This is a genomic window from Moorena sp. SIO3E8 (genome assembly GCF_010692445.1).
In the GTDB taxonomy this organism is placed as follows: Bacteria; Cyanobacteriota; Cyanobacteriia; order Cyanobacteriales; family Coleofasciculaceae; genus Moorena; species Moorena bouillonii.
This window is the reverse complement of the sequence record NZ_JAAHHM010000020.1, coordinates 1-19,282: the sequence shown is the minus strand read 5'-3', so window position 1 is coordinate 19,282 and position 19,282 is coordinate 1. Positions and strand designations below refer to the sequence as shown.

Annotated in this window: 21 protein-coding genes; 13 read left to right on the top strand and 8 right to left on the bottom strand. The window is 42.2% G+C overall.

Translation table 11 applies throughout. The features are described 5' to 3' along the window. Positions 1-192: 192 nt before the first annotated feature. Entirely contained in the window at positions 193-375 is a 183-nt protein-coding gene (locus tag F6K46_RS10715; RefSeq protein WP_293055973.1) for a hypothetical protein, read from the top strand. 174 nt (positions 376-549) lie between these two features. Here the strand turns inward: F6K46_RS10715 and F6K46_RS10710 are convergent, their stop codons facing one another. After that, the gene (locus tag F6K46_RS10710) at positions 550-972 is read right to left on the bottom strand and encodes a helix-turn-helix domain-containing protein (protein ID WP_293055970.1); all 423 of its coding nucleotides are present in this window, start codon (positions 970-972) and stop codon (positions 550-552) included. 707 nt (positions 973-1,679) lie between these two features. On the opposite strand from F6K46_RS10710, the gene F6K46_RS10705 reads away from it, so the two are divergent. From F6K46_RS10705 to F6K46_RS10690, 4 genes are all read left to right on the top strand, one after another. Beyond that, positions 1,680-2,306, top strand: a complete 627-nt coding sequence (locus F6K46_RS10705) for a type I restriction endonuclease (protein WP_293055967.1) — start codon at positions 1,680-1,682, stop codon at positions 2,304-2,306. Between the two features lie 1,060 nt (positions 2,307-3,366). Continuing rightward, positions 3,367-4,392 (top strand): GAF domain-containing protein, encoded by a 1,026-nt coding sequence (locus F6K46_RS10700; RefSeq protein WP_293055964.1) that lies wholly within the window; start codon positions 3,367-3,369, stop codon positions 4,390-4,392. A gap of 145 nt (positions 4,393-4,537) precedes the next feature. Beyond that, positions 4,538-4,849, top strand: a complete 312-nt coding sequence (locus F6K46_RS10695; RefSeq protein WP_070392846.1) for a carbon dioxide-concentrating mechanism protein CcmK — start codon at positions 4,538-4,540, stop codon at positions 4,847-4,849. 106 nt (positions 4,850-4,955) lie between these two features. Further along, a complete protein-coding gene (locus F6K46_RS10690) occupies positions 4,956-5,312 on the top strand; it encodes a carbon dioxide-concentrating mechanism protein CcmK (RefSeq protein ID WP_293055960.1) in 357 nt (118 codons plus the stop codon). Between the two features lie 114 nt (positions 5,313-5,426). Here F6K46_RS10690 and F6K46_RS10685 read toward each other — a convergent pair whose 3' ends face one another. Beyond that, positions 5,427-5,693 carry a hypothetical protein gene (locus F6K46_RS10685; protein WP_293055957.1) on the bottom strand — a complete coding sequence of 89 codons (267 nt, stop codon included), beginning with the start codon at positions 5,691-5,693 and terminating at the stop codon, positions 5,427-5,429. 322 nt (positions 5,694-6,015) lie between these two features. Here F6K46_RS10685 and ahcY point away from each other — a divergent pair, with 322 nt between their 5' ends. From ahcY to F6K46_RS10670, 3 genes are all read left to right on the top strand, one after another. Next, positions 6,016-7,293 (top strand): adenosylhomocysteinase, encoded by a 1,278-nt coding sequence (ahcY, locus tag F6K46_RS10680; protein WP_070392848.1) that lies wholly within the window; start codon positions 6,016-6,018, stop codon positions 7,291-7,293. Between the two features lie 376 nt (positions 7,294-7,669). Further along, positions 7,670-8,473, top strand: coding sequence for a DUF928 domain-containing protein (locus F6K46_RS10675; RefSeq protein WP_070392851.1), 804 nt, complete (start codon positions 7,670-7,672; stop codon positions 8,471-8,473). Between the two features lie 80 nt (positions 8,474-8,553). Beyond that, the gene (locus F6K46_RS10670; RefSeq protein WP_293055952.1) at positions 8,554-9,177 is read left to right on the top strand and encodes an exopolysaccharide biosynthesis protein; all 624 of its coding nucleotides are present in this window, start codon (positions 8,554-8,556) and stop codon (positions 9,175-9,177) included. Positions 9,178-9,706: 529 nt separating this feature from the next. Here F6K46_RS10670 and F6K46_RS10665 read toward each other — a convergent pair. The 4 genes from F6K46_RS10665 to F6K46_RS10650 all read right to left on the bottom strand — a co-directional run bounded on the left by F6K46_RS10665 (position 9,707) and on the right by F6K46_RS10650 (position 11,840). Then, positions 9,707-10,087, bottom strand: coding sequence for a DUF760 domain-containing protein (locus tag F6K46_RS10665; protein WP_070392853.1), 381 nt, complete (start codon positions 10,085-10,087; stop codon positions 9,707-9,709). Positions 10,088-10,257: 170 nt separating this feature from the next. Further along, complete coding sequence (gene scpB, locus F6K46_RS10660) at positions 10,258-10,731, bottom strand: SMC-Scp complex subunit ScpB (RefSeq protein WP_293055948.1); 474 nt, start codon at positions 10,729-10,731, stop codon at positions 10,258-10,260. 15 nt (positions 10,732-10,746) lie between these two features. Continuing rightward, complete coding sequence (locus F6K46_RS10655) at positions 10,747-11,622, bottom strand: ABC transporter ATP-binding protein (protein ID WP_293055945.1); 876 nt, start codon at positions 11,620-11,622, stop codon at positions 10,747-10,749. Between the two features lie 80 nt (positions 11,623-11,702). Further along, positions 11,703-11,840, bottom strand: coding sequence for a hypothetical protein (locus F6K46_RS10650; protein ID WP_293055942.1), 138 nt, complete (start codon positions 11,838-11,840; stop codon positions 11,703-11,705). Positions 11,841-12,324: 484 nt separating this feature from the next. Here F6K46_RS10650 and F6K46_RS10645 point away from each other — a divergent pair, with 484 nt between their 5' ends. The 5 genes from F6K46_RS10645 to F6K46_RS10625 all read left to right on the top strand — a co-directional run bounded on the left by F6K46_RS10645 (position 12,325) and on the right by F6K46_RS10625 (position 17,073). Beyond that, positions 12,325-13,833, top strand: a complete 1,509-nt coding sequence (locus tag F6K46_RS10645) for a peptidoglycan-binding protein (protein ID WP_293055939.1) — start codon at positions 12,325-12,327, stop codon at positions 13,831-13,833. Between the two features lie 260 nt (positions 13,834-14,093). Next, positions 14,094-14,702 carry a hypothetical protein gene (locus tag F6K46_RS10640; RefSeq protein WP_293055936.1) on the top strand — a complete coding sequence of 203 codons (609 nt, stop codon included), beginning with the start codon at positions 14,094-14,096 and terminating at the stop codon, positions 14,700-14,702. Between the two features lie 9 nt (positions 14,703-14,711). Beyond that, positions 14,712-14,903 (top strand): hypothetical protein, encoded by a 192-nt coding sequence (locus F6K46_RS10635; protein WP_293055933.1) that lies wholly within the window; start codon positions 14,712-14,714, stop codon positions 14,901-14,903. A 342-nt stretch (positions 14,904-15,245) separates the two neighbouring features. Further along, the gene (locus F6K46_RS10630; protein ID WP_293055930.1) at positions 15,246-15,461 is read left to right on the top strand and encodes a hypothetical protein; all 216 of its coding nucleotides are present in this window, start codon (positions 15,246-15,248) and stop codon (positions 15,459-15,461) included. 262 nt (positions 15,462-15,723) lie between these two features. Next, positions 15,724-17,073 carry a serine/threonine-protein kinase gene (locus F6K46_RS10625; RefSeq protein WP_293055928.1) on the top strand — a complete coding sequence of 450 codons (1,350 nt, stop codon included), beginning with the start codon at positions 15,724-15,726 and terminating at the stop codon, positions 17,071-17,073. 191 nt (positions 17,074-17,264) lie between these two features. On the opposite strand, the gene F6K46_RS10620 is transcribed toward F6K46_RS10625, so the two are convergent. After that, positions 17,265-18,143: a DUF928 domain-containing protein gene (locus F6K46_RS10620; RefSeq protein WP_293055925.1), complete on the bottom strand. Its 879-nt coding sequence runs from the start codon at positions 18,141-18,143 to the stop codon at positions 17,265-17,267. A gap of 319 nt (positions 18,144-18,462) precedes the next feature. Next, positions 18,463-19,152, bottom strand: a complete 690-nt coding sequence (locus F6K46_RS10615; RefSeq protein ID WP_293055922.1) for an adenylate/guanylate cyclase domain-containing protein — start codon at positions 19,150-19,152, stop codon at positions 18,463-18,465. Positions 19,153-19,282: the final 130 nt, after the last annotated feature.

The following is a 19,282-nucleotide window of genomic DNA, read 5'->3' as shown; positions in this document are numbered from 1 at the left end:
CTACCATCCAGACGCTTTGTATGTAGATGTCTGATATCAGCCCATTGTTTGGATTGACCCAATAACGTAACAAGGGCATTATAGAGACGGGAGGTGTTTTCGCTTGTCATCCTGTCTGAGTTTAGTCACCCAGTCAGAATATGGCATTTGTAGCCAATTTGAGAAGGTAACACCTTCCATCACTGGGAAAGAATGAGTCTTCCGTTGGGTAGCGCGCTGCTACACCGATTCCTGCACCGATCGCGCTATGTGAACTTTTGTCAGTCAACCAGGGCAATAGGGACTTACGCTACATTGACTGGTTTGATGGGATTGACCGTAGGTTACGGCTACGGGATTGGCCATAGGTCACGCTATGCGATCGCAAAACATTGACTGATTTGATGGGATTGACCGTAGGTCACGCTATGTGATTAGCCTTAGGCCACGCTACGCGAACGCAAAAAGACACCTTGTGATTGATCGATGTGAATGCGATTAGCCATAGGCCACGCTACCCGATGAAGCGAAGCTTCCGCGCTTGTGCGATCGCATTCACATCCCATCCCATCAAGCCGATATTACTTCAAAATCAGAAATCGTCTCAATCCAGACCCGTGCTCCACACTTGAGGGGATCATCTGGACGATACATCACCCGACACGGGCCATTCACCTCCACCGTATGACCGTAAACATTTTTAGAGCCTCGCTTCACCGTAATTACAGGATTACGCTCTCCGGTCTTGAGATTGTTGCGAATCACCCTCTGATTAACGTGAATCACAGCCTTAGTATAATTTGTGCGCTTTGACCAGTTCCGTTTTGGTCCGCGAGTGCCAGGAGTGACCACTGGCATACCATCAAACAACGGAATCACCCAAGTTCTACCCACCTTATAAGCGCCTTTAACTCTGCCCTTACCCAGAAGGTAACGGACGCGAGTGGCAGAAACACCAAGTAATTCAGCGGCTTGTGCGGTGGAAATCATCATGGGGAGTAAACCATTGCTTTTACGATATCCTTACTTTAACACACTTGTTCTGAAAATGCCAGGGTATAGTAAAACTATTGCACTGTCGCAATTTACAGCCAGAAGCTATGGGTGTATTGGGTGCAGTAAGTTAAAAACTATAAAAAGGTGATAAAAACTATTGCATTATCACAACTTAACTAGTGGGTTAATTGGGATTAGTGAGAGTAATAGGATTAGTAGGATAAAAGGGTTTTCAGAAAACTATTGTATTCTCGCAATCTCAACTAGTGGGCGCAACTGGGACTAGCGAGATTAGTGATAGTAGTAAAGTCCTTCTGTTCCCTGTTCCCTATTCCCTGTTCCCTGTTCCCTCTGATAAAAAAAATTCGGTCAAGTATTGTAGTTAAGCAAAACTTGACCGAATCATTAATTGTACTTTTCCACGAGTACAGCCTAGCTGCACTATCCACCCATAAGTGGATCAGAATCATTAAATTGTTATCAAGTTAGTGATCACATTCTCCTAATCAATAACATCCCAACGTAAGTATTCAGCGGTCAGCGGTCAGCGGTCAGCCGTTGGCCTTTAGCTGATAACTGATAGCACCTCAAGTAGCGTGCGCGTAGCGCATTAGCTGATAGCTGAATACTTATCAAAATTGCTATAAATAATTCATAATGATATCTGATTACTTCAACTCTAAACTCTAAACTCTAAACTCCCTATGGTTCAAACAATTCCTGCAAAAGAGATTACATTACGTCAATTAATACACAGATTTAATCTAGAACGAACCGATGATGAACAGTTTTTTCGAGAATGGCAAGACGAGTTACCGGAACTGACAAATTTTGAGAAGCAATTGCTAGGGCAAGTTAAAGAAGAGTATCTGTACTTATCTGAGTCTCCGTTATTGGAAGTTATCTTGAAAATGGTGATAATATCGCCATTACTCAGACTAGCGGGATTTTATCGTCATCCCTTTGAAATCACAGCAGAAAAAGAGGTTAAAATTACCTCAGAGGATGAGGGTATAATTGTTACTGGACGTATTGATATTCTGATTTTTAAACCAGAATTCTGGGTTACTGTTATTGAAGCAAAAGGTACAAAATACGCCTTAGCAGCGGGAATTCCCCAAGTCTTAGCCTATATGTTAGCTAATCCTAATCCAGAGCAACCTATCCTGGGATTTATCACCAATGGGAATGAGTTTAAATTCCTAAAGATGACAACCACCAAGCCACCTAAATATGCTCAATCCTATACATTTGCTCTTGAGAACAAAGATGACCTTTACACTGTGCTGAGAATCTTAAAACGTATTAACCAAACCATCCAAACTCCCTAGTCAGCTTCCGTCAGCTGTCAGCCGTCAGCTGTCAGCCGTCAGCTGTTCGCTCACGCTGCGCGAACAGCTTATTTTATTCAAAAGCTGTTCGCACCTTAAGTAGCGTCGTCAAAGGCCAAAGCTTACCTCTTTTATTGATGCAAAGCGCGAGTGGGGTAAACCCCCGCAGGTCGGCGCTGCATCGCTTATTCAAAAGCACCTCAAGTAGCTTGGGAATTAGCTGATAGCACCTCAAGTAGCGTGCGCGTAGCGCTTAAGCTGATAACTGATAGCACCTCAAGTAGCACCATCTGTAGCGCATTAGCTGATAGCTATCAACATCTTAAGGGGTTTGTCCAGGATAACTGATCTACTAACGCCACTCAGCTAAATGTCTAAGTTTTCCTGGATGATTTAGCTTACTGCTCAGAAGCAGTTGATGTAGCATCGGCGTAGCGTATTAGCTGACTGCTTATACTTCCTGAAAAGGACTTTACCTTTTTCACAAAAAGCACTATTATACTGATACTGCTGCCCAGAGCTTACTGGAAGCAGCAGGTGATAGCCAAACAAAAGAACCGATTATCTGTTTATTGATCAAATTATTGATCAGGTGTGACAATTGCAGACAAACTATGGTATCTTCACCATAGTGGTAATTTAAGTAAGGGTAACTGACGCTATGTAACTGATACTGTGACTGTTATCAATAACTTATAGCTTATTAGAAAGCACGGTTAATTGCCTAGCAACATCTAACGGAATCCACTAGTGAAAGCAGCAACTAGTTTGGTAAAACTACCTAGGGAGTCTAGTTAACTGATGGGATCAACCTATTAGAGACTAAGAGCAGTGACATGAAGTATCCGGAATATCGATAAAAACCAATAGATTGACAGCCGGGACTTGGGTAAAAAAAATACCAATTAAAGTAGGGTGGGCAACCTAATTTAATCTATAAAAATGAAAATAAACTAACTTTTTTGGCCTATCCCACAAGCTAAAACCAGGTATTTTATTTTTTAGCTACTCCCTAATCAGTTGGAGTTGAGAGAAGCAGCTTTCCCCAAATCACAAAAGAATGGAAAAATTGTATAATGTACACCCTAAGCACCTCGAAACAGTCAAATTAGTTTGGAAGCGTAAGCGTCGGGGAAGAGATATAGACCTAGCTAATGAATTAGATTTAGACTTGCCCATTGTTAATCTTTTTCTGATCGGGAAGCCTATTAAAGGTCTTTTCTTTGTAGAAATTTGTCAAGCATTGCACTTAAACTGGCGAGAAATTGCTGGTTTAGAGTTACTGGAAACTCCGGTGAAATCCTCAGAGATTCAAGTAGATACCAGTGAAGTAGATACCGTAGATACCAGTGATGCAATTGGTCTACGGCCACGCTACGGGAACGCAAAACCAAAACTTATCGAAGAGGTGAACACCGTTGATGACGCTTTAGAGGAGTTAGTGGACACCCTCAAAGAAATGTTAACTCGCCTGACGCGAAAAGCGGGAAACATACTAAAAGCAGACCGTACCAGTATTTTTTTACTGGATCAGCACAGTAATATACTCGGTTCCATTGACGCTGATGATGGTCAAGGTGGCTCCCTAGTCATTGATATTCCAGCAAATAAAGGAATTGCTGGTGCAGCTGTTACCTCCTTAAGTATTATTAATGTTCCCTTTGATGTCTATGACGACCCACGTTCTGAAGAAGCGAAAAGAATCGACAAAATTACCGGTTACCGAACCTATACTATGCTAGCTTGGCCCGTGTTGAATCAGCAAAAAAATTTAATTGCTGTGGTACAATTAATTAATAAATTAAAACCCAATAGTCATCCAAACGATGACTTGTATGAAAGAATCGATCTAAAGGGGTTTACCAAAAAAGATGAAGAACTGTTGGCTCAATTTACTCCTTCAATTTTGAGAAATTTAGAACGATGTCAGTTATGTTTCCAACTAGCCCGTAAACTTTGGAAAAATTCAGAAACTGAATCAGGGATTATCGAACCCTATAATCAAAAACTGATTACTGAACTCCAGGAGAAAGAAAAACAGGTGCGCAAAAGCCTAAAAAAACTAACCAAACTCAACTTCTATTAATTGTTAAATTTTATTGTTAAATTTCAATATTTTATAGTTTAAATTTTAAATGTTAACATTTTAGGCAAGCCAGGATATATTTTCCCTAATAACTCCAGTACAATCAGATTTAACCCAATTTTCGTGTTGACCGGAGTAGAACACAATGCCAGCAGCAGTTGGAACTATTGAGACCCTAGGTTTCCCAGGGGTACTAGCCGCAGCAGATGCCATGGTCAAAGCAGGGGCAGTCACACTGGTATCCTATGATAAATCTGAGAAAGGTCGGTTTATGGTTAGCGTCCGTGGTAAAATTTCAGAGGTAAACGTCGCGGTAGCAGCTGGTCTGGAAGCCGTAGAGAAAACCTATGGTGCAGAGGTTACAGCTTACTATATCATTCCTAACCCTAATGAAAATGTGGACACAGTGCTGCCCATCCACTACACCAGCAAAGTCGAAGAGTTCCGAACATTTTAAACTAATACGCTTAATCAGTATTTTTCAGAATCGGTAGCGAAGATTCGTACAATAGTTCCTGAGTTCCAAATAATTCAACAAATTCAACAAAGTAAGGAGTTTGGCTATGTCCACAGTGGCGGTTGGATCCCTAGAAACCAAAGGCTTTCCTGGTATACTCGCAGCAGCAGATGCTATGGTTAAAGCCGGTAGGGTTACCTTAGTAGGCTACATCAGAGTTGGTAGCGCCCGCTTCAATATCAATATTCGCGGGGATGTTTCCGAAGTAAAAACAGCTATGGATGCCGGGATTGCAGCCGTCGAAAAAGCCCATGGCGCTACCCTGGAATCCTGGGTGATCATTCCTCGTCCCCATGAAAACGTCGAGTGTGTTCTGCCCATTGCCTATACTGAAGCCGTTGAACAGTACCGAGAAGCCGTGGAAAATCCCATCATTGGGCCGGGGAACGGTTTGCCTCGTTAAGCTTTTTGGTTGGTTTTAGCTAAGCCCGCACCAAGCCCATGTCCGACCCGATAGCAGAGCGGTTATTGAATGCGGGTTGAAGCTACATTTCTGTCAGGATCGGATCCGGTATAATCATGCTACTAATCCTGATGGTTCCGCTTCCACAGGAAGCACTGGCAAATCAACCCGCACTTTCATTGCTTGGGGCTGTGCTGCTTGCTCTAATACTTCTACCTCAATATTAACTGCCACTAAATAAGAACCAGTTTGATCTGCCACAGCTTGGGCAATCAAACCAGCAAAGTCTGGTCGTTCTGCCGTAATGGGATCTCTTAACGTACACTGCTCCCATTGGTAGTCGGCATTGGGATTGATGCTCAGGATATAGTGCTTCTTCATTGGGAAAAACCTTGATTAGGGGTTTACATCAGATCAGCTGACGGTCAACTCGCTATCTTTAGTATAGTACAAATATACTATTTTATTACTGGTCAGTAGTTACTCCTATGATGGTTTGCTGGTATTGACAAAAAATAGCGAATTTCCTACATCGAAATGAGTTGTTTATCACCCGTTGATGGTAGAAATATGTAAACTATCTTAAATAACAGCGGGTTGAATCAGAATTTTGATAAAGCTTCCTCATCTGGTGGCACTTTCTTAGAACACGTTAAACTAATCAAAGCTAAACTAAAAAACGTTAACTAAAACACAAAACCTGATGATTGCAACTGCTAATCGGATTAAACACGAAGTTAAAGACCTATCTCTGGCACCAAAAGGAAAACAGCGGATTGAATGGGCTGGACGGGAGATGCCAGTGCTCAAGCAAATCCGAGACCGCTTTGCCCAAGAAAAGCCTTTAGAAGGAATTCGTTTAGTTGCTTGCTGTCACGTAACCACCGAAACTGCCCATTTAGCGATCGCACTCAAGGCTGCTGGTGCTGATGCTCTGCTGATTGCCAGCAACCCTCTGTCAACCCAAGATGATGTAGCTGCTAGCTTAGTGGTTGATCATGAGATTCCTGTATTTGCCATCAAAGGGGAAGATAACGAAACCTATCACCGCCACGTTGAAATTGCCCTGGATCACAAACCAAACATCATAATCGATGATGGTAGCGATGTTACCGCCACTCTGGTAAAAGAGCGCCAACACCAGCTCGGTGATATCATTGGTACCACCGAAGAAACCACCACTGGCATTGTCCGTCTGCGGGCTATGTTCAATGACGGGGTGTTGACATTCCCGGCAATGAATGTTAATGATGCTGACACCAAACACTTCTTTGACAATCGCTACGGTACTGGTCAATCTACCCTTGATGGTATTATCCGCGCCACCAACGTGTTGTTAGCTGGTAAAAACGTGGTTGTGGCCGGTTATGGCTGGTGTGGCAAAGGCACAGCACTTCGAGCTCGGGGACTGGGAGCTAATGTCATTGTTACTGAAATTGACCCCACTAAAGCCATTGAAGCTGTAATGGATGGCTTCCGGGTAATGCCGATGGAAGAAGCTGCTCCCTTAGGTGACTTGTTTGTCACAGTTACTGGAAACAAGCACGTGATTCGCCCTGAGCATTTCGAGGTCATGAAAGATGGCGCAATGGTGTGCAACTCTGGTCACTTCGATATTGAAATTGACCTCAAGTCCTTAGGGGAAATGGCAACGGAAGTCAAAGAAGTACGGAACTTTACCCAAGAGTACTGTTTGAAAAATGGTAAATCCGTTGTGGTACTGGGTGAAGGACGCCTGATTAACCTGGCAGCAGCTGAAGGTCATCCCAGTGCGGTGATGGACATGAGCTTTGCTAACCAAGCTTTGGCCTGTGAATACCTAGTCAAGAACAAAGGATCCATTGAACCAGGTTTACACTCCATCCCTGAAGCAGTGGATAAGGACATTGCGCGGTTGAAGTTACAAGCAATGGGCATTAACATTGATAGCCTCACCCCAGACCAAATCGAGTACATCAACTCTTGGACTTCTGGTACCTAAAACTAGGGTAATCCCTTTACGATACTGGTTCAATAATCCTGATATCTCTTTTTGGGTAATCGGTTATGGGTAATTAGGTAATGGGTAATGGGTCATGGGTAATTGGTAGTTGACAATGACCGACTATCGATTGCCCTGACCGGCCTAAACGATTTAAAATGGCACCTCTAAAAACTTTTGTATCCTTGACAAGGAATAAGATATAGTATAGAAAAGGTTTGGAACGGCAAGTTAAGATCAACCACTTAGCTAGAATAAAATAACAAACTTATATTGACTCTTGCATAAATCTCTAAAAAGAGGGTGATAAATACTATAGCCACATGGCAAAAATTGACTTTTGCAAGAGGTCTATTAATGAGTAGGGTTATTGATTATGATCTGGCAACAATCTCCAACCTATCTGGCAGTGCTGACTACAATGCTCTCGGCTGCACTGGTAACTGACTTCACCGCACCCCAGTTACTGGCACAGTCATACCCACACCATGAAGTGGGTGCATACTTCCCACCACCACCAGAGCGAGGATCACCGTCTAGAACCCTTGGGGCTGGGACACATATGATTAAATTTCCACCAGTACCAGAACGAGGAGAACCTAGAAGAACAGCAGGAGGAGGGTCTCGTAGCTATTCCTGTACTGACAGCGATGACATCCCTTTGACTGCTATCGTGCCTGCCAATAATCTGGTCACAACCGTGGCGGCTAATCCGACACTGTTCTGGTATGTTCCCAAAACTACAGCCTCCGAAGCAGAATTTGTGTTAATTGATGACCAGAATCAAGAGGTTTACCTGACCAGCGTGAGCCTGGATAACACGAACGGTATTGTGCAACTGAGCGTACCGACAACCGTACCTCTGACCATGGGTAAGAAATACAAGTGGTTTTTCGTACTCGTTTGCGATCCTCAAGAGCGTAGCCGAGATCATTGGGTTCAAGGAATTCTAGAGCGTACTGAACTTAGTCCAGAATTAGCGCTTAATCTAGAGCAGGAGCAAAATACCTTAGAACAAGCCAAACTATATGCTGATGCTCTGATTTGGCAAGAAACTCTGACTACTATCGCCCAGTTACGGGATTCCCAGCCCCAAGCATGGGTAGATCTGATCAAATCAGTGGGCTTAGAAGCGATCGCTAACAAACCGTTTCTGAATTGCTGTACAGCTAGCAATTAATCTTATCAGTAATGTCAGGGTAAGTGCTAGAAAGATTAGTATAGATTAGTATATTAACTTTTATAACTAATCACTACTAAATGGCTAAACTCTCTGTAGAACTACAGCGCTATTTTTTTGAGGAAGAGCAAGAGCCTCAGGTAAGGCTGGCAGATATTTTGACCCTAGCGGGGGAACGTATCTTTGGGTTTATATTCGTTATCCTATCTCTACCTTCAGCTTTGCCAGTTCCAGCACCGGGTTATTCGATTCCCTTTGGAATTGTGATCTTATTGTTGGCTATTCAGCTCATCGTTGGTGCCAAACGCCCCTGGCTACCAAAGAAGATCATGAATGGGAAAATGAAATTGGAAACCGTGCAGGGTTTTCTGAAAATAGGACTCCCTTGGTTGCGGCGGATTGAGGCAGTTACCCGTCCTCGCCTAACCTATATTTGTACCAGTTTGCCTGGTCGGATATTTATGGGGAGTGCGATCGCATTAATGTCAATTTCGATGATGATTCCGATTCCAGGGACAAATACCGTTCCAGCTATGGGAATTTTTATCACTGGTTTTGGCTTAACTGAAGATGATGGCGCAATTAGCCTAGCCGGTTTAGTGGTGTGCCTGATCGGAGCAAGCCTCTCCATCTCAATTCTGTTTGCTCTATGGTTTGGTGGCACAAGTCTAGTTGACCAGATTAAGATTTGGCTGGGTCGTTGAAGTTCTGTGCATCCACTCCGCGTCGAAGGTTTTGTTTGGGTTAGGGTAATGGATAATGGGTAACAAACTTCGCCGCAGTTGTCGGTAACGTTGGACAAGGGAACTTTGGATCAGGCCAGAATAATTGACGCAAACAGTATAATAAAACTACTAAGGTTGCTAGGTCTAATCGATAATCGGTAACAAGTCATCGGTAATAAGTAATCGGTAATGGCTAATCACAATTACCATTTACTCATTACCTATTACTCCAAGATTTACAATATCTGAAACTATTGATGCTACCGGAGATGATACTATCTGAAATAGTTAAATTTTACCATGCACGGTTATCCTCCTCTATAGGCTAATCCTCCCCTGGGATCCATCTCGACCTGGGTCTAAAAAGGAAAAAGGGACAATAGATTGTGATAGTATCATCCCTTTAACCTATTCCGTTTAGTCTTTTTCCCAAGTTAATCATTCTGAACATAGTGCCATTCACTGGTGTGTACCTAACGAGCGTAGGTATTAAACCAGAGGACATCTATTATGACTCAGTTGGCTTTGGGGAATCGCTACGCTTTTCACTGGGCCGCTTCTGAGGACGTAAGGGAGTGGAGTTGGTTAAGTTGTCTTCAAGAACCATACGCTGTTCCATCTGACGGAGAAAATAACCAGTCATCATGGCTGACGCCAGCAATCCAGCTAAATTTTCCCGATCAGTGGTGATTTGAACATTAAAGTTTTCTGATGGCAGCATCCCTACTAGCCCCTGAACGTTCTGAGAGATGATTTGTTGGATTTCAGGGCTAGCAGACTTCGCAATCCTTGCTAAAACATCAGAAGGTTGATTCTGGAGGTATTGCAGCAGTTGGTTCGCTTGAGGCTCTGCTCCTGGGGAACTTAGAAAATCGGGGTTGAATACCATTAGGAATTTTAGGTTTGACCTGCTTCATCTCGACTTTTCTATACTCTAAACGATTGTGAGATAAGCTGAATCAGCTTTCGGGGATAAATCTAACTTTTTTCGGTAGAAATTCTGAGTAAAAAAGCTTACTTAAAGGAATCTTGAAGTTTTTGTAACCCTTAGCATAGCTTCTATTGGGGTGGCAATAGCTGCTCAACTTCAAAGTGTTGATGAAATTTTTCGGTAACTTGTAACCAGTAGGAACGCCCCTCAGTTTGTCTACGTTTCTGGACAAAATCGAGTTCGACCAGTTCCTGGATATGTTGATACGCTCCACTGCCGCGAAGGTTGACTAGGTCAGCTTGAGTAATCGGACCTTTAAGAGCGATCGCAGCTAAAGTCCTCAAAGCACCTGTGCCCAATTCAGCGGGAATTAAGTTGTGCAGTAATTCACTAAACGTGGCTCGTAACTGTAAGCTATACCCAGCAGGGGTTTCCACAACTTCTAAAGCACTGTCCCGGTGGGCATAGTCTGCCATCAGTTCAATCAAGCCATCCGCAACTTTTTCGCGATCGCATTGGGCATACTCTGAGATTTCCTCTATAGAGACCGGCTGTCCCTTCAAGTATAGAATCGCTTCAATTTGGGTAGCTAGACGAGGCATTGTTTTAATTCGCTTCTAATCCAATTGGCGTCCTGTCAATTCAACAAAGATATCTTCCAGGTTGGAGGGACGAACCATCACACCAGTTTTATCGGGTAAACTTTCGAGATAGCCACTCGCTTGTTCCAGAGTCGGAAAAAATTTGTATTCAAAGCGTTCATTGAGTTGTTTGATCAGTAATCCTTCCCCATGTTGGTGGCGCAACTGTTCAAATGTACCTAATTCGATTAGTTTACCAGAATCCATGATACCGATCCGTCCTGGCTTGCCAGCGCCATAGCGATCGCACAAAAACTCCACTTCTTCCATATAGTGGGTAGTTAGCAATATCGTCATACCTTGGCGATTCAAATCCCGAATAATTTCCCACAGGCGACGGCGGGTTTGGGGGTCTAATCCTACTGTAGGCTCATCCAAAAATAGAATCTTCGGTTGATGTAACAGCGCTCTAGCAATTTGCAACCGACGCTTCATTCCCCCAGACAGAGTTTTCACTAAACTATCCCGTCGGTCTATTAGCTCTACATACTCTAACCACTGATTAATCAGCCGCTTACGCCCAGGATTGGCAATGTGATGCAGCCGTGCGTGGAGTTCCATGTTTTCCCAGACAGTCAGGTCAATATCCACGCTAGTTTGCTGCAAGACCACACCAATATTTTCCTTGACCTGATCTTTTTCTTCCACAACGTCGTAACCCGCTACCTTAATTTGACCCTTGGTCGGTTCAGTTAACGTAGTTAGCATCCGAATTGTCGTGGATTTACCAGCACCATTCGGACCAAGCAAACCAAATATCTCTCCTGATTCAATGGTAAAGGAGAGGTCATTGACTACAGGGACTTTATCGTAGATTTTGTAGATGTTCTGGAGGGAAACAGCTGGGGGCATAGATTCCTTAGTATTTATGATATTGAGTCAATAGGCTTGAGCTAACCTGCTTCTACACCACAGGTTAGAAGGAAATTATATCATGTCGATATATAGCAATTCTCATAGCTATGACGTACAGAATTTCGGGATTTTAGGGAACAGGGAACAGCGGATCTGGGAACAGGGAACAGATAAGAGGAAATAGGAAAGCGCACCTCACAGGGAATCAAAGTCAAAGAATACTGTACCTCATAACTGCGATCAACGCTATTATTCCGTGAATAAAAAGAGCAGTAATCGCAATTTTACCCACAAATACCACTGCTACAGTTGTAGTTATCGATATTAACTATCAGGTCATGAACATATTATTCATTTTACTATTTTATCTTAAATCCTTAAACTTGCTTAAGTTAAATTAATTGTTTTTTTATATATAAAATACTTAATAGCTCATAGCTATTTTTTGGCCTTATTACTTATGATATTATTATCTATTGCCTATTGCCTATTGCCTATTGCCTATTGCCTATTCCCAGATCCGCTGTTCCCAGATCCGCTGTTCCCTTTGAGCAATTTAGGTATCCCAATCTAAATGGTTAACAGCTGATTATATATAGACAAATAATCAATCTTTAGGTTAAAACAAATAGGGGCTGTTCCTTTGGTTACTCCATCAGCTATCAGCTACAGTTATTGAATTTAATCTTAGAATTTACTATGGCAATATTTCGGATTTCAGGTCGGGTAATCGATTCAAACACCAGTGGCGTCGTTTCAGGACTAAGGATTGAAGCATGGGATAAAGAGCTTATTGTCAACAACTTGGTAGGTAGCGCCATCACTGATCACCATGGCAGCTTTGGGATGGAATTCGATGAATCCTATTTTCAAGAGCTGTTTGCTGACCAAAGACCAGACATTTTTTTCAAAGTATTTTGTGATCAGCAACTGGTCAAAAGCACCGATAATTCAGTGCTGTGGAATTTGGACATTGGGGATACTCAAGTCTTGATAACTTTGGATAATTATAGCAAAGATAACGTTTACAAAAAATCCCTAAAAGCTGCTGATCAAGGTGTTGAAGATAATCCCAAACTATTATATCTCGGTATTGCTAATTCATCATACAAACAGCAAATTAAAGATTATCCTTCCCGCCTGACTCAGAAACCCGATGGTAAACATCTAGTGTCTGGAATTAAAGCGGATCAGACTTTCAGTCCTTATCCAATTCTGGGGCAACTTCCAGAGATTGATCAGCAAGGGTTAGAGTTTCTCCATCAAGACATCAAAGAAGCATGTGTCTGTGTTGGTAGTTTTGAAGACCAAGAGTTTAAGGTAAAATGGTTGGGACGAAATGCCCTAAGTAATGACGAATTCTGGAGTGGTACTAAGATTATACCCATTATTAATCTCGTGTCTCGCCTTAATAGCAAATCTCCTAATGACGATCTTGATAAGTGTACAATTCGAGGCACAGACCAAGCTGGAAATCAACGAGATATTCCCGTTTGTGATTTAATCACAGATGTGATCAGTTATGACTACAATACAGCAAGTTCTAATTGCTTAGGGGCAATGTTAAAGCGCTTTGCTCCTCAAATGGACTTGGAAAATTGGCTTAAGCAGATTACAGGCAATGATAGCCTGATTTTCCGTGGCCGATATGGGGAAAAACCCTTTATCGAGTACCCCCAGTTGTTTGGTAGCACAACCAAAAGCATAATTCTAACTGCTGACCCTGAACCCCCTCAATGGGAAAGTAATACTATATCGGCTTATGATTTAAATCGGATGATCTCAATGGTAGGTTGGCATAATTACATACCGGAACCATGCCAGCTACCAGGAGTTAAGTGGGATAGTCTCGAAAGTATCATCAGAGCAATGGGGAACGATCCAGCTCGGTTAGTTGATTTAGCTATTAAAGAGTTGGGTTTGTTGAATATGATTGACTCAACCGTGATTATCTCAAAACTCGGCAACGGAGTTACCAGTATTAGGAACAGAACCGAAGCAGTTTATGTCGCCCTAGTTAAATTAGTTAAGCCTAGTCTTGACGATTCCCTCAAGCCAGCTAAATTGATTACCTTCAGTATGGCGCTACGGGGAGCAAAAGTGCTTGAGCCAAGAGATTGCAATCGTGAAGCGGTGGAACTTGATGCCAGAATAGCAACAGAAGTCACAGAGATTTTGCGCAGAGCGGTGATGGGTGAATTGGTTTGAATCTAGTGTCAATTGGGTGAAGTACTTTCGTCCTGGATTTTAGGGAGTAGGGAGCAGGGAGCAGGGAGCAGGAAAAAATCCTGTGTACCTCACTTGTGATCAGAATTGCTATAGCCAGTTTGATCAATTTTCACGGTAAGTGTCCGGTTACTGTCTAAAGTCCAAGTAAATGTAAGTAGTTATATCAAGTTCGGTTAATTATCTCCCAAGTAGTCTCTGGATTGTACGCCAGAAGGGATATCATCATTAGTCAACCGGACTTGATATTAGATCGTGGCCAGAAACGTTTTATGCTTGGGTTTTTTAGGGTCGGGTTGAGACAAAAATTTAAAGCCGTGTGGGTACAAAAACCTAAAGAAAAAAAGTATATATTCTCGTCTAACTACTACAAGATTTTCTTGGATATCCAAAGACGATGTGACTTTCAAATTTCTTTTTCAAAGTTTCTTTTGTCCCTTTTCTTTGTTCTGCAATATACTATCCCTATTTTTTTAGCAGCTATCGGAGGGATTACGGCAGGCAATGACTTATTGGTCTCGTTTATTCAAGAATTTGTTTCTGATGAACAAGCCGAAAACATCGTCAAATTTTTTATATTTTGTATTAGTCTATTAGGGACATTATTCGGCACCATAAGTGCCACAACTAACCCTTCGGAAAGCTATGATAATGCAGCAGCGTTTCATAACAAATTTTCTGAGTTTAAGATTAATTTAGCCATAGATATGAGAAATCTTGAACTTACTAATGCTATGGAAGAAGATTACCTGCAGCTTCTGAAGGAAAAAAATACTAATCTTTCTGAATTGATTGAGGAATATAATCAGAAACGGTCGATTGATAAGAATCCAGTAGGGGGAGACAATTAAGAGGGGGGAGTGTGGGAAGTGTGGGAAGTGTGGGGAGATGGGGAGATGGGGAGATGGGGAGATGGGGCTTTCAAGGTGAAGTTTCCAGATCCGCTGTTCCCTGTTCCTTTTGCTATATATAGCGGACGCAAAACAAAAAAACCAACAACATCCCATACTCAGCACGCTAAGCTATATATAGATGAATGGATTTTAAGCTGATATCTGGAATAGTACGGTTGACAAATTAAAAAGCTGTCGCTATAGTAAAACTATTGATATCTCCAAGCTGGGCAGGCTAAGGAAAAACACTTCTATCCACGTAAAAGAGTGTTTTTAGGTTTAGCAAAGGCGCAAAGGTGATTGATTGGAGTTTTCTGATGCCACTTTTACCTTGGAGCCAAAGTAATGATCCTCAAAATAATAAGTAAATAGGTAAGTCCTGATCTGGTCTTAAGCCTTATATTAGCAATCGCCTTTGGCGCTTATGCGATTGGCCTACGGCCACGCTACGCGATCGCTAATTATTTCCTAGTAGTAAACATTCGTTACTTCTACGGATGAATGGCAATTGCGTCACATCCACATTGTTTGGATAAAGGCGGTGCCATGGCTACGCCAATTGTTAGCAATGATTGCTTAGGCTTAGGAACTTATTCCAATCAGCAACGCCGAAATTCTCACTACAGTAATCAGCGATCAGCCTATGCGCTACGCGCACGCTGCGCGAACAGCTATCAGCTAACACGCTACTTCAAAAGCTGCCCAAACCGCTATTAATAATGAGAGCAACAGAGCTGATCCAAAATTATTAAATTGGTATTAATCTCTTTATTTAACAAGCTGCAAATTTATAGCGTTTATAGCATTTATGAGGTACGCTTCTCAACCTCAAAGTCCCCCTTGATAAGGGGGATTTAGGGGGATCACTTTGTACCTTATGGGATAGATAATTTCTATAACAAGCTCCCAAAAACTAGAGCTGAAAGCTGACTGCTGATAGCTGAATCCTGACACAAATCACATTTTTAGGAGACAGCCAATGATATTACTACATCAGCCAAGCACAATTATTGGTGACCGCTATCGCATTGTTGCACCCTTAGGTCAGGGTGGCTTTGGAACAACCTACGAAGCTGAAGATTTAACTAACTACAAGCGAGTAGCCCTTAAAGCCATTTCCCTGCGCGGTCTAGAAAACTGGAAAGGGTTAGAACTTTTTGAAAGAGAAGCTAAAATCCTTGCCAAGCTCAACTATCATGCTATCCCCAAATACTTAGACTACTTTTACATCGACACTGCTGATGACCGCCGTTTTTACTTAATTCAAGAGTTGGTTGGGGGTCAGTCGTTCAGTGAATTAGTGAAAAAGGGTTGGTACCCTAGTCAGGGGGAAATCAAGGAAATTGCTTTCCAGATTTTGGACATTCTTCAGTACCTGCATCAACTGAATCCAGCTGTGATTCACCGAGATATTAAACCACAAAACCTGATTATAACTTCCAAAGGTAACGTGTTTTTGGTGGATTTCGGTGCTGTCAAAGATGTCTATCGTAATACGTTAAGCTACGGGGAAACATTTGTTGGCACTTTTGGCTATATGCCACCAGAACAGTTTCAAGGACAAGCATTTTGTGCTTCTGATTTATATAGTCTAGGGGCAACACTATTGTTTTTGTTAACCCATCGCTCTCCTGCCGATCTACCTCAGAAGCGACTCAAGATTGATTTTCGTGGTTCAGTACAGATATCACAGCATTTTGCTAACTGGTTAGAGAAGATACTAGAACCAGCTGTAGAAGATCGATTCCAGTCTGTGGAGGAAGCGATAGATGCCTTACGGCGAAAACAGTCAATTTCCAGTTCTTTTTCCGGTTCTATAATACCACAGCGGCAACAACCTGCTGGTAGTCGCATCATTTTGATAAAAAATCACCAACGTTTGATAGCAAAAATTCCCCCCTGTGGATTAAAGGATGATAACTTGCTATGGGCTGTCTTGATATTCTATGTACTTAAAGTTATAAATTCCTGGATACTGGGGACAATGGTAACTGTTTTTTCGACTGTATTTTTACTTAATTTCTGGATTATTTTGCTACTTTTATTGGTACTATTATTTGATATGGCGGGTGAGATATATTTGGAAATTAACCGATATACCTTCAAGATAGAATGGCATTTATTTGGTTTAAGCTGGCGACAGATTACAGGACGTACAGTAGATCTTAAATTTGTTCAACTGGATAGTAGTGTTAATTTCCTAGGTCAAAAAACTATTACCTGTGCTATTTGGGAAGGAGTCCAACAACACAAATTTGGTTCAAAACTTAGCAAAGTTGAGAAAATATGGTTGCTTGAGGAATTGCGCGACTTCCTCGGAGTGATATAGCGCTACGCTTAGCGTCAGAAGTCAGAAGTCACAAGTCAGAAGTCAGAAGTAAACACTGATACCAAGTTGCGGTCAAACATACAACTTTCTCTTCCCCCAATTTCCCCATCTCCCTATCTCCCCATCTCCCTATCTCCCCATCTCCCTATCCAACCAATCTACTATCTTTGAATACAACTTGGTATGACCCACTACTTTGCCACGCCCCCTAATCCCACTTGTTCCAGCAAAGCGATAAAATCTGCTCGAATCAAGGAGTCATTGGGATTAGCAGCTTGAGCCTCGTAAATGGCATCAAGGGCATCAAACCAAGCCCCTGCTTCGGCATAGATGATTGCTTGTTGATGCAGTAACTCAGAGGTGGAGCTGTTGGTATTTGCAGCAACAGCTGCTAGCTTTTGCTCTAATTCTGGGGATTTTGATACCCGCTCAATCGAGCTCGTATGATAGAAAGTCCTAGATTGGTTTTTGCGATCGCATTCTAGGGTAACAGACCAGTTGTATATCTTCCTGTCTTTTTCCTCCAGTCCTGGTGGGTTTGCGATCAGTTCTGGACTGTTTTCCGGAACTTCTACTGAAATAATCCCTACCTGACCTGAGTCAATCCTGGTCTCAAATATTATCTCCTTTTCTACTGTGTCCACCAAGATAAATACTATTGGTACGTCTACAGGTTCGGAGAAATACCAGAAAAATCTAGGATGACCAGATATAGTCTGTGCAACTACTTCCGTTGAGGGAATTAACAGCGTCACCAATTCACGGGGTAACTGCTCACATCCGCCTCGTGAACCAGACCCATTACTTTTTTGAGGAGCGCTATCGGTTGGTGGAATAAATCGTAAGCGTGAGCCTTTGGCTGAACTATTTTGGGAATTATTTTGGGAACTATTTTGGGTTTCAGATGAGTTATGATTAGAATCGGCAACCTGACCGTTGACAGATTCCAACCCTTGAGAATAGCTTGGTTGAGGGGTGAGTGCCCAAAACAGCAGTACAATCAGGATTGATGTTGTACGTGCCCATGTTGTACGTGCCAATAAATTAATAAAGTTAGCGGTAGTTTTCATAAGTTGATTAAATTATTAAACTATAATAGACAATTACAAGAATTAGCATTAACCCTTAGTAAAGCCTGAGTTTAAGCTTAATTGTTTCAGAGAGCTAATTTTTTGGTGCCATGGATTTCTAATGTCAAATCCCGCTGACTCGTTTTCCTGTGGCAGGGAAACGATCAAAGGATTATCCCGCAACCAACACAGGGTTTTTCTAGCAGCGATTAACCAGACTTGAAATTAGACCAAATTGCCTGGAACCAGGTAATTTTTTATACCCGTAACCCTTGACCCAACTCAAGGGTGGCTAAATTAGACTTCAGAGAACTTAGGATCAGTTCCTTATTACTGACTCGTAGAGAGATTCTAGTTTTGCTGATATCTCCGGAGGGACAGCAGTTAACCGGATGTAAAAACTTCCCGGTTCTGCTGTTTTTTCTAAAACCTTGGCGTAGATGTCCTCACTGGGTTGGTTCACATTATCTGGATCGAGTAAGTTGAGCTTAATATTACTCAGTGGCTCAGGGATAGCAGAGCTGTTGCTGCTGTTAGCACTAAGCTTAGCTCCCTTACTTGAAATCTCTACTAAACGCCCAGTGTAGACCGAATTACTGATATGCTTTCCATCTAGAAAAGCATAATTAAATTGTAGCTTAGTTTTTTGGTTAACTTCGAAAAACGTTTCTTGCTGTTTGGGTAAAAATAGGTTATAATTATGCCCAATTCCACCCACTTCATAGATAGTAATTGGCTGCTTAATTCCCTTGGGTTTTACCTGTTTTTGACCGTCAATTCTTAAGAATTCGCCAGTTTCTTCCAAAGTGGAAGGAGAAATCATAACTTGACCACCAGTTGTATAAGATTCGATTCGGTAAGCCAGGTTAACGGCGCTGCCAATCACACTATATTTGGTGCGTTTTTCGGAACCAATATTCCCAACCACAACCACACCGGTATTGATACCGATGCCCATTTCCAGTTTTGGATAGCCCAACTGCTCGATTTCTTCATTGACACTAGTCATGGCCTGACTGCCGGACACAAGTGCCTCAAAGCCTGATTATGCCTGGGTGATGGGATGCAGGTTTTGAGCGGACGGTTCGAGACAACTGGTAGAAAAGAGCGATTGACCTTTGCTCACGCTACGGGAAGGC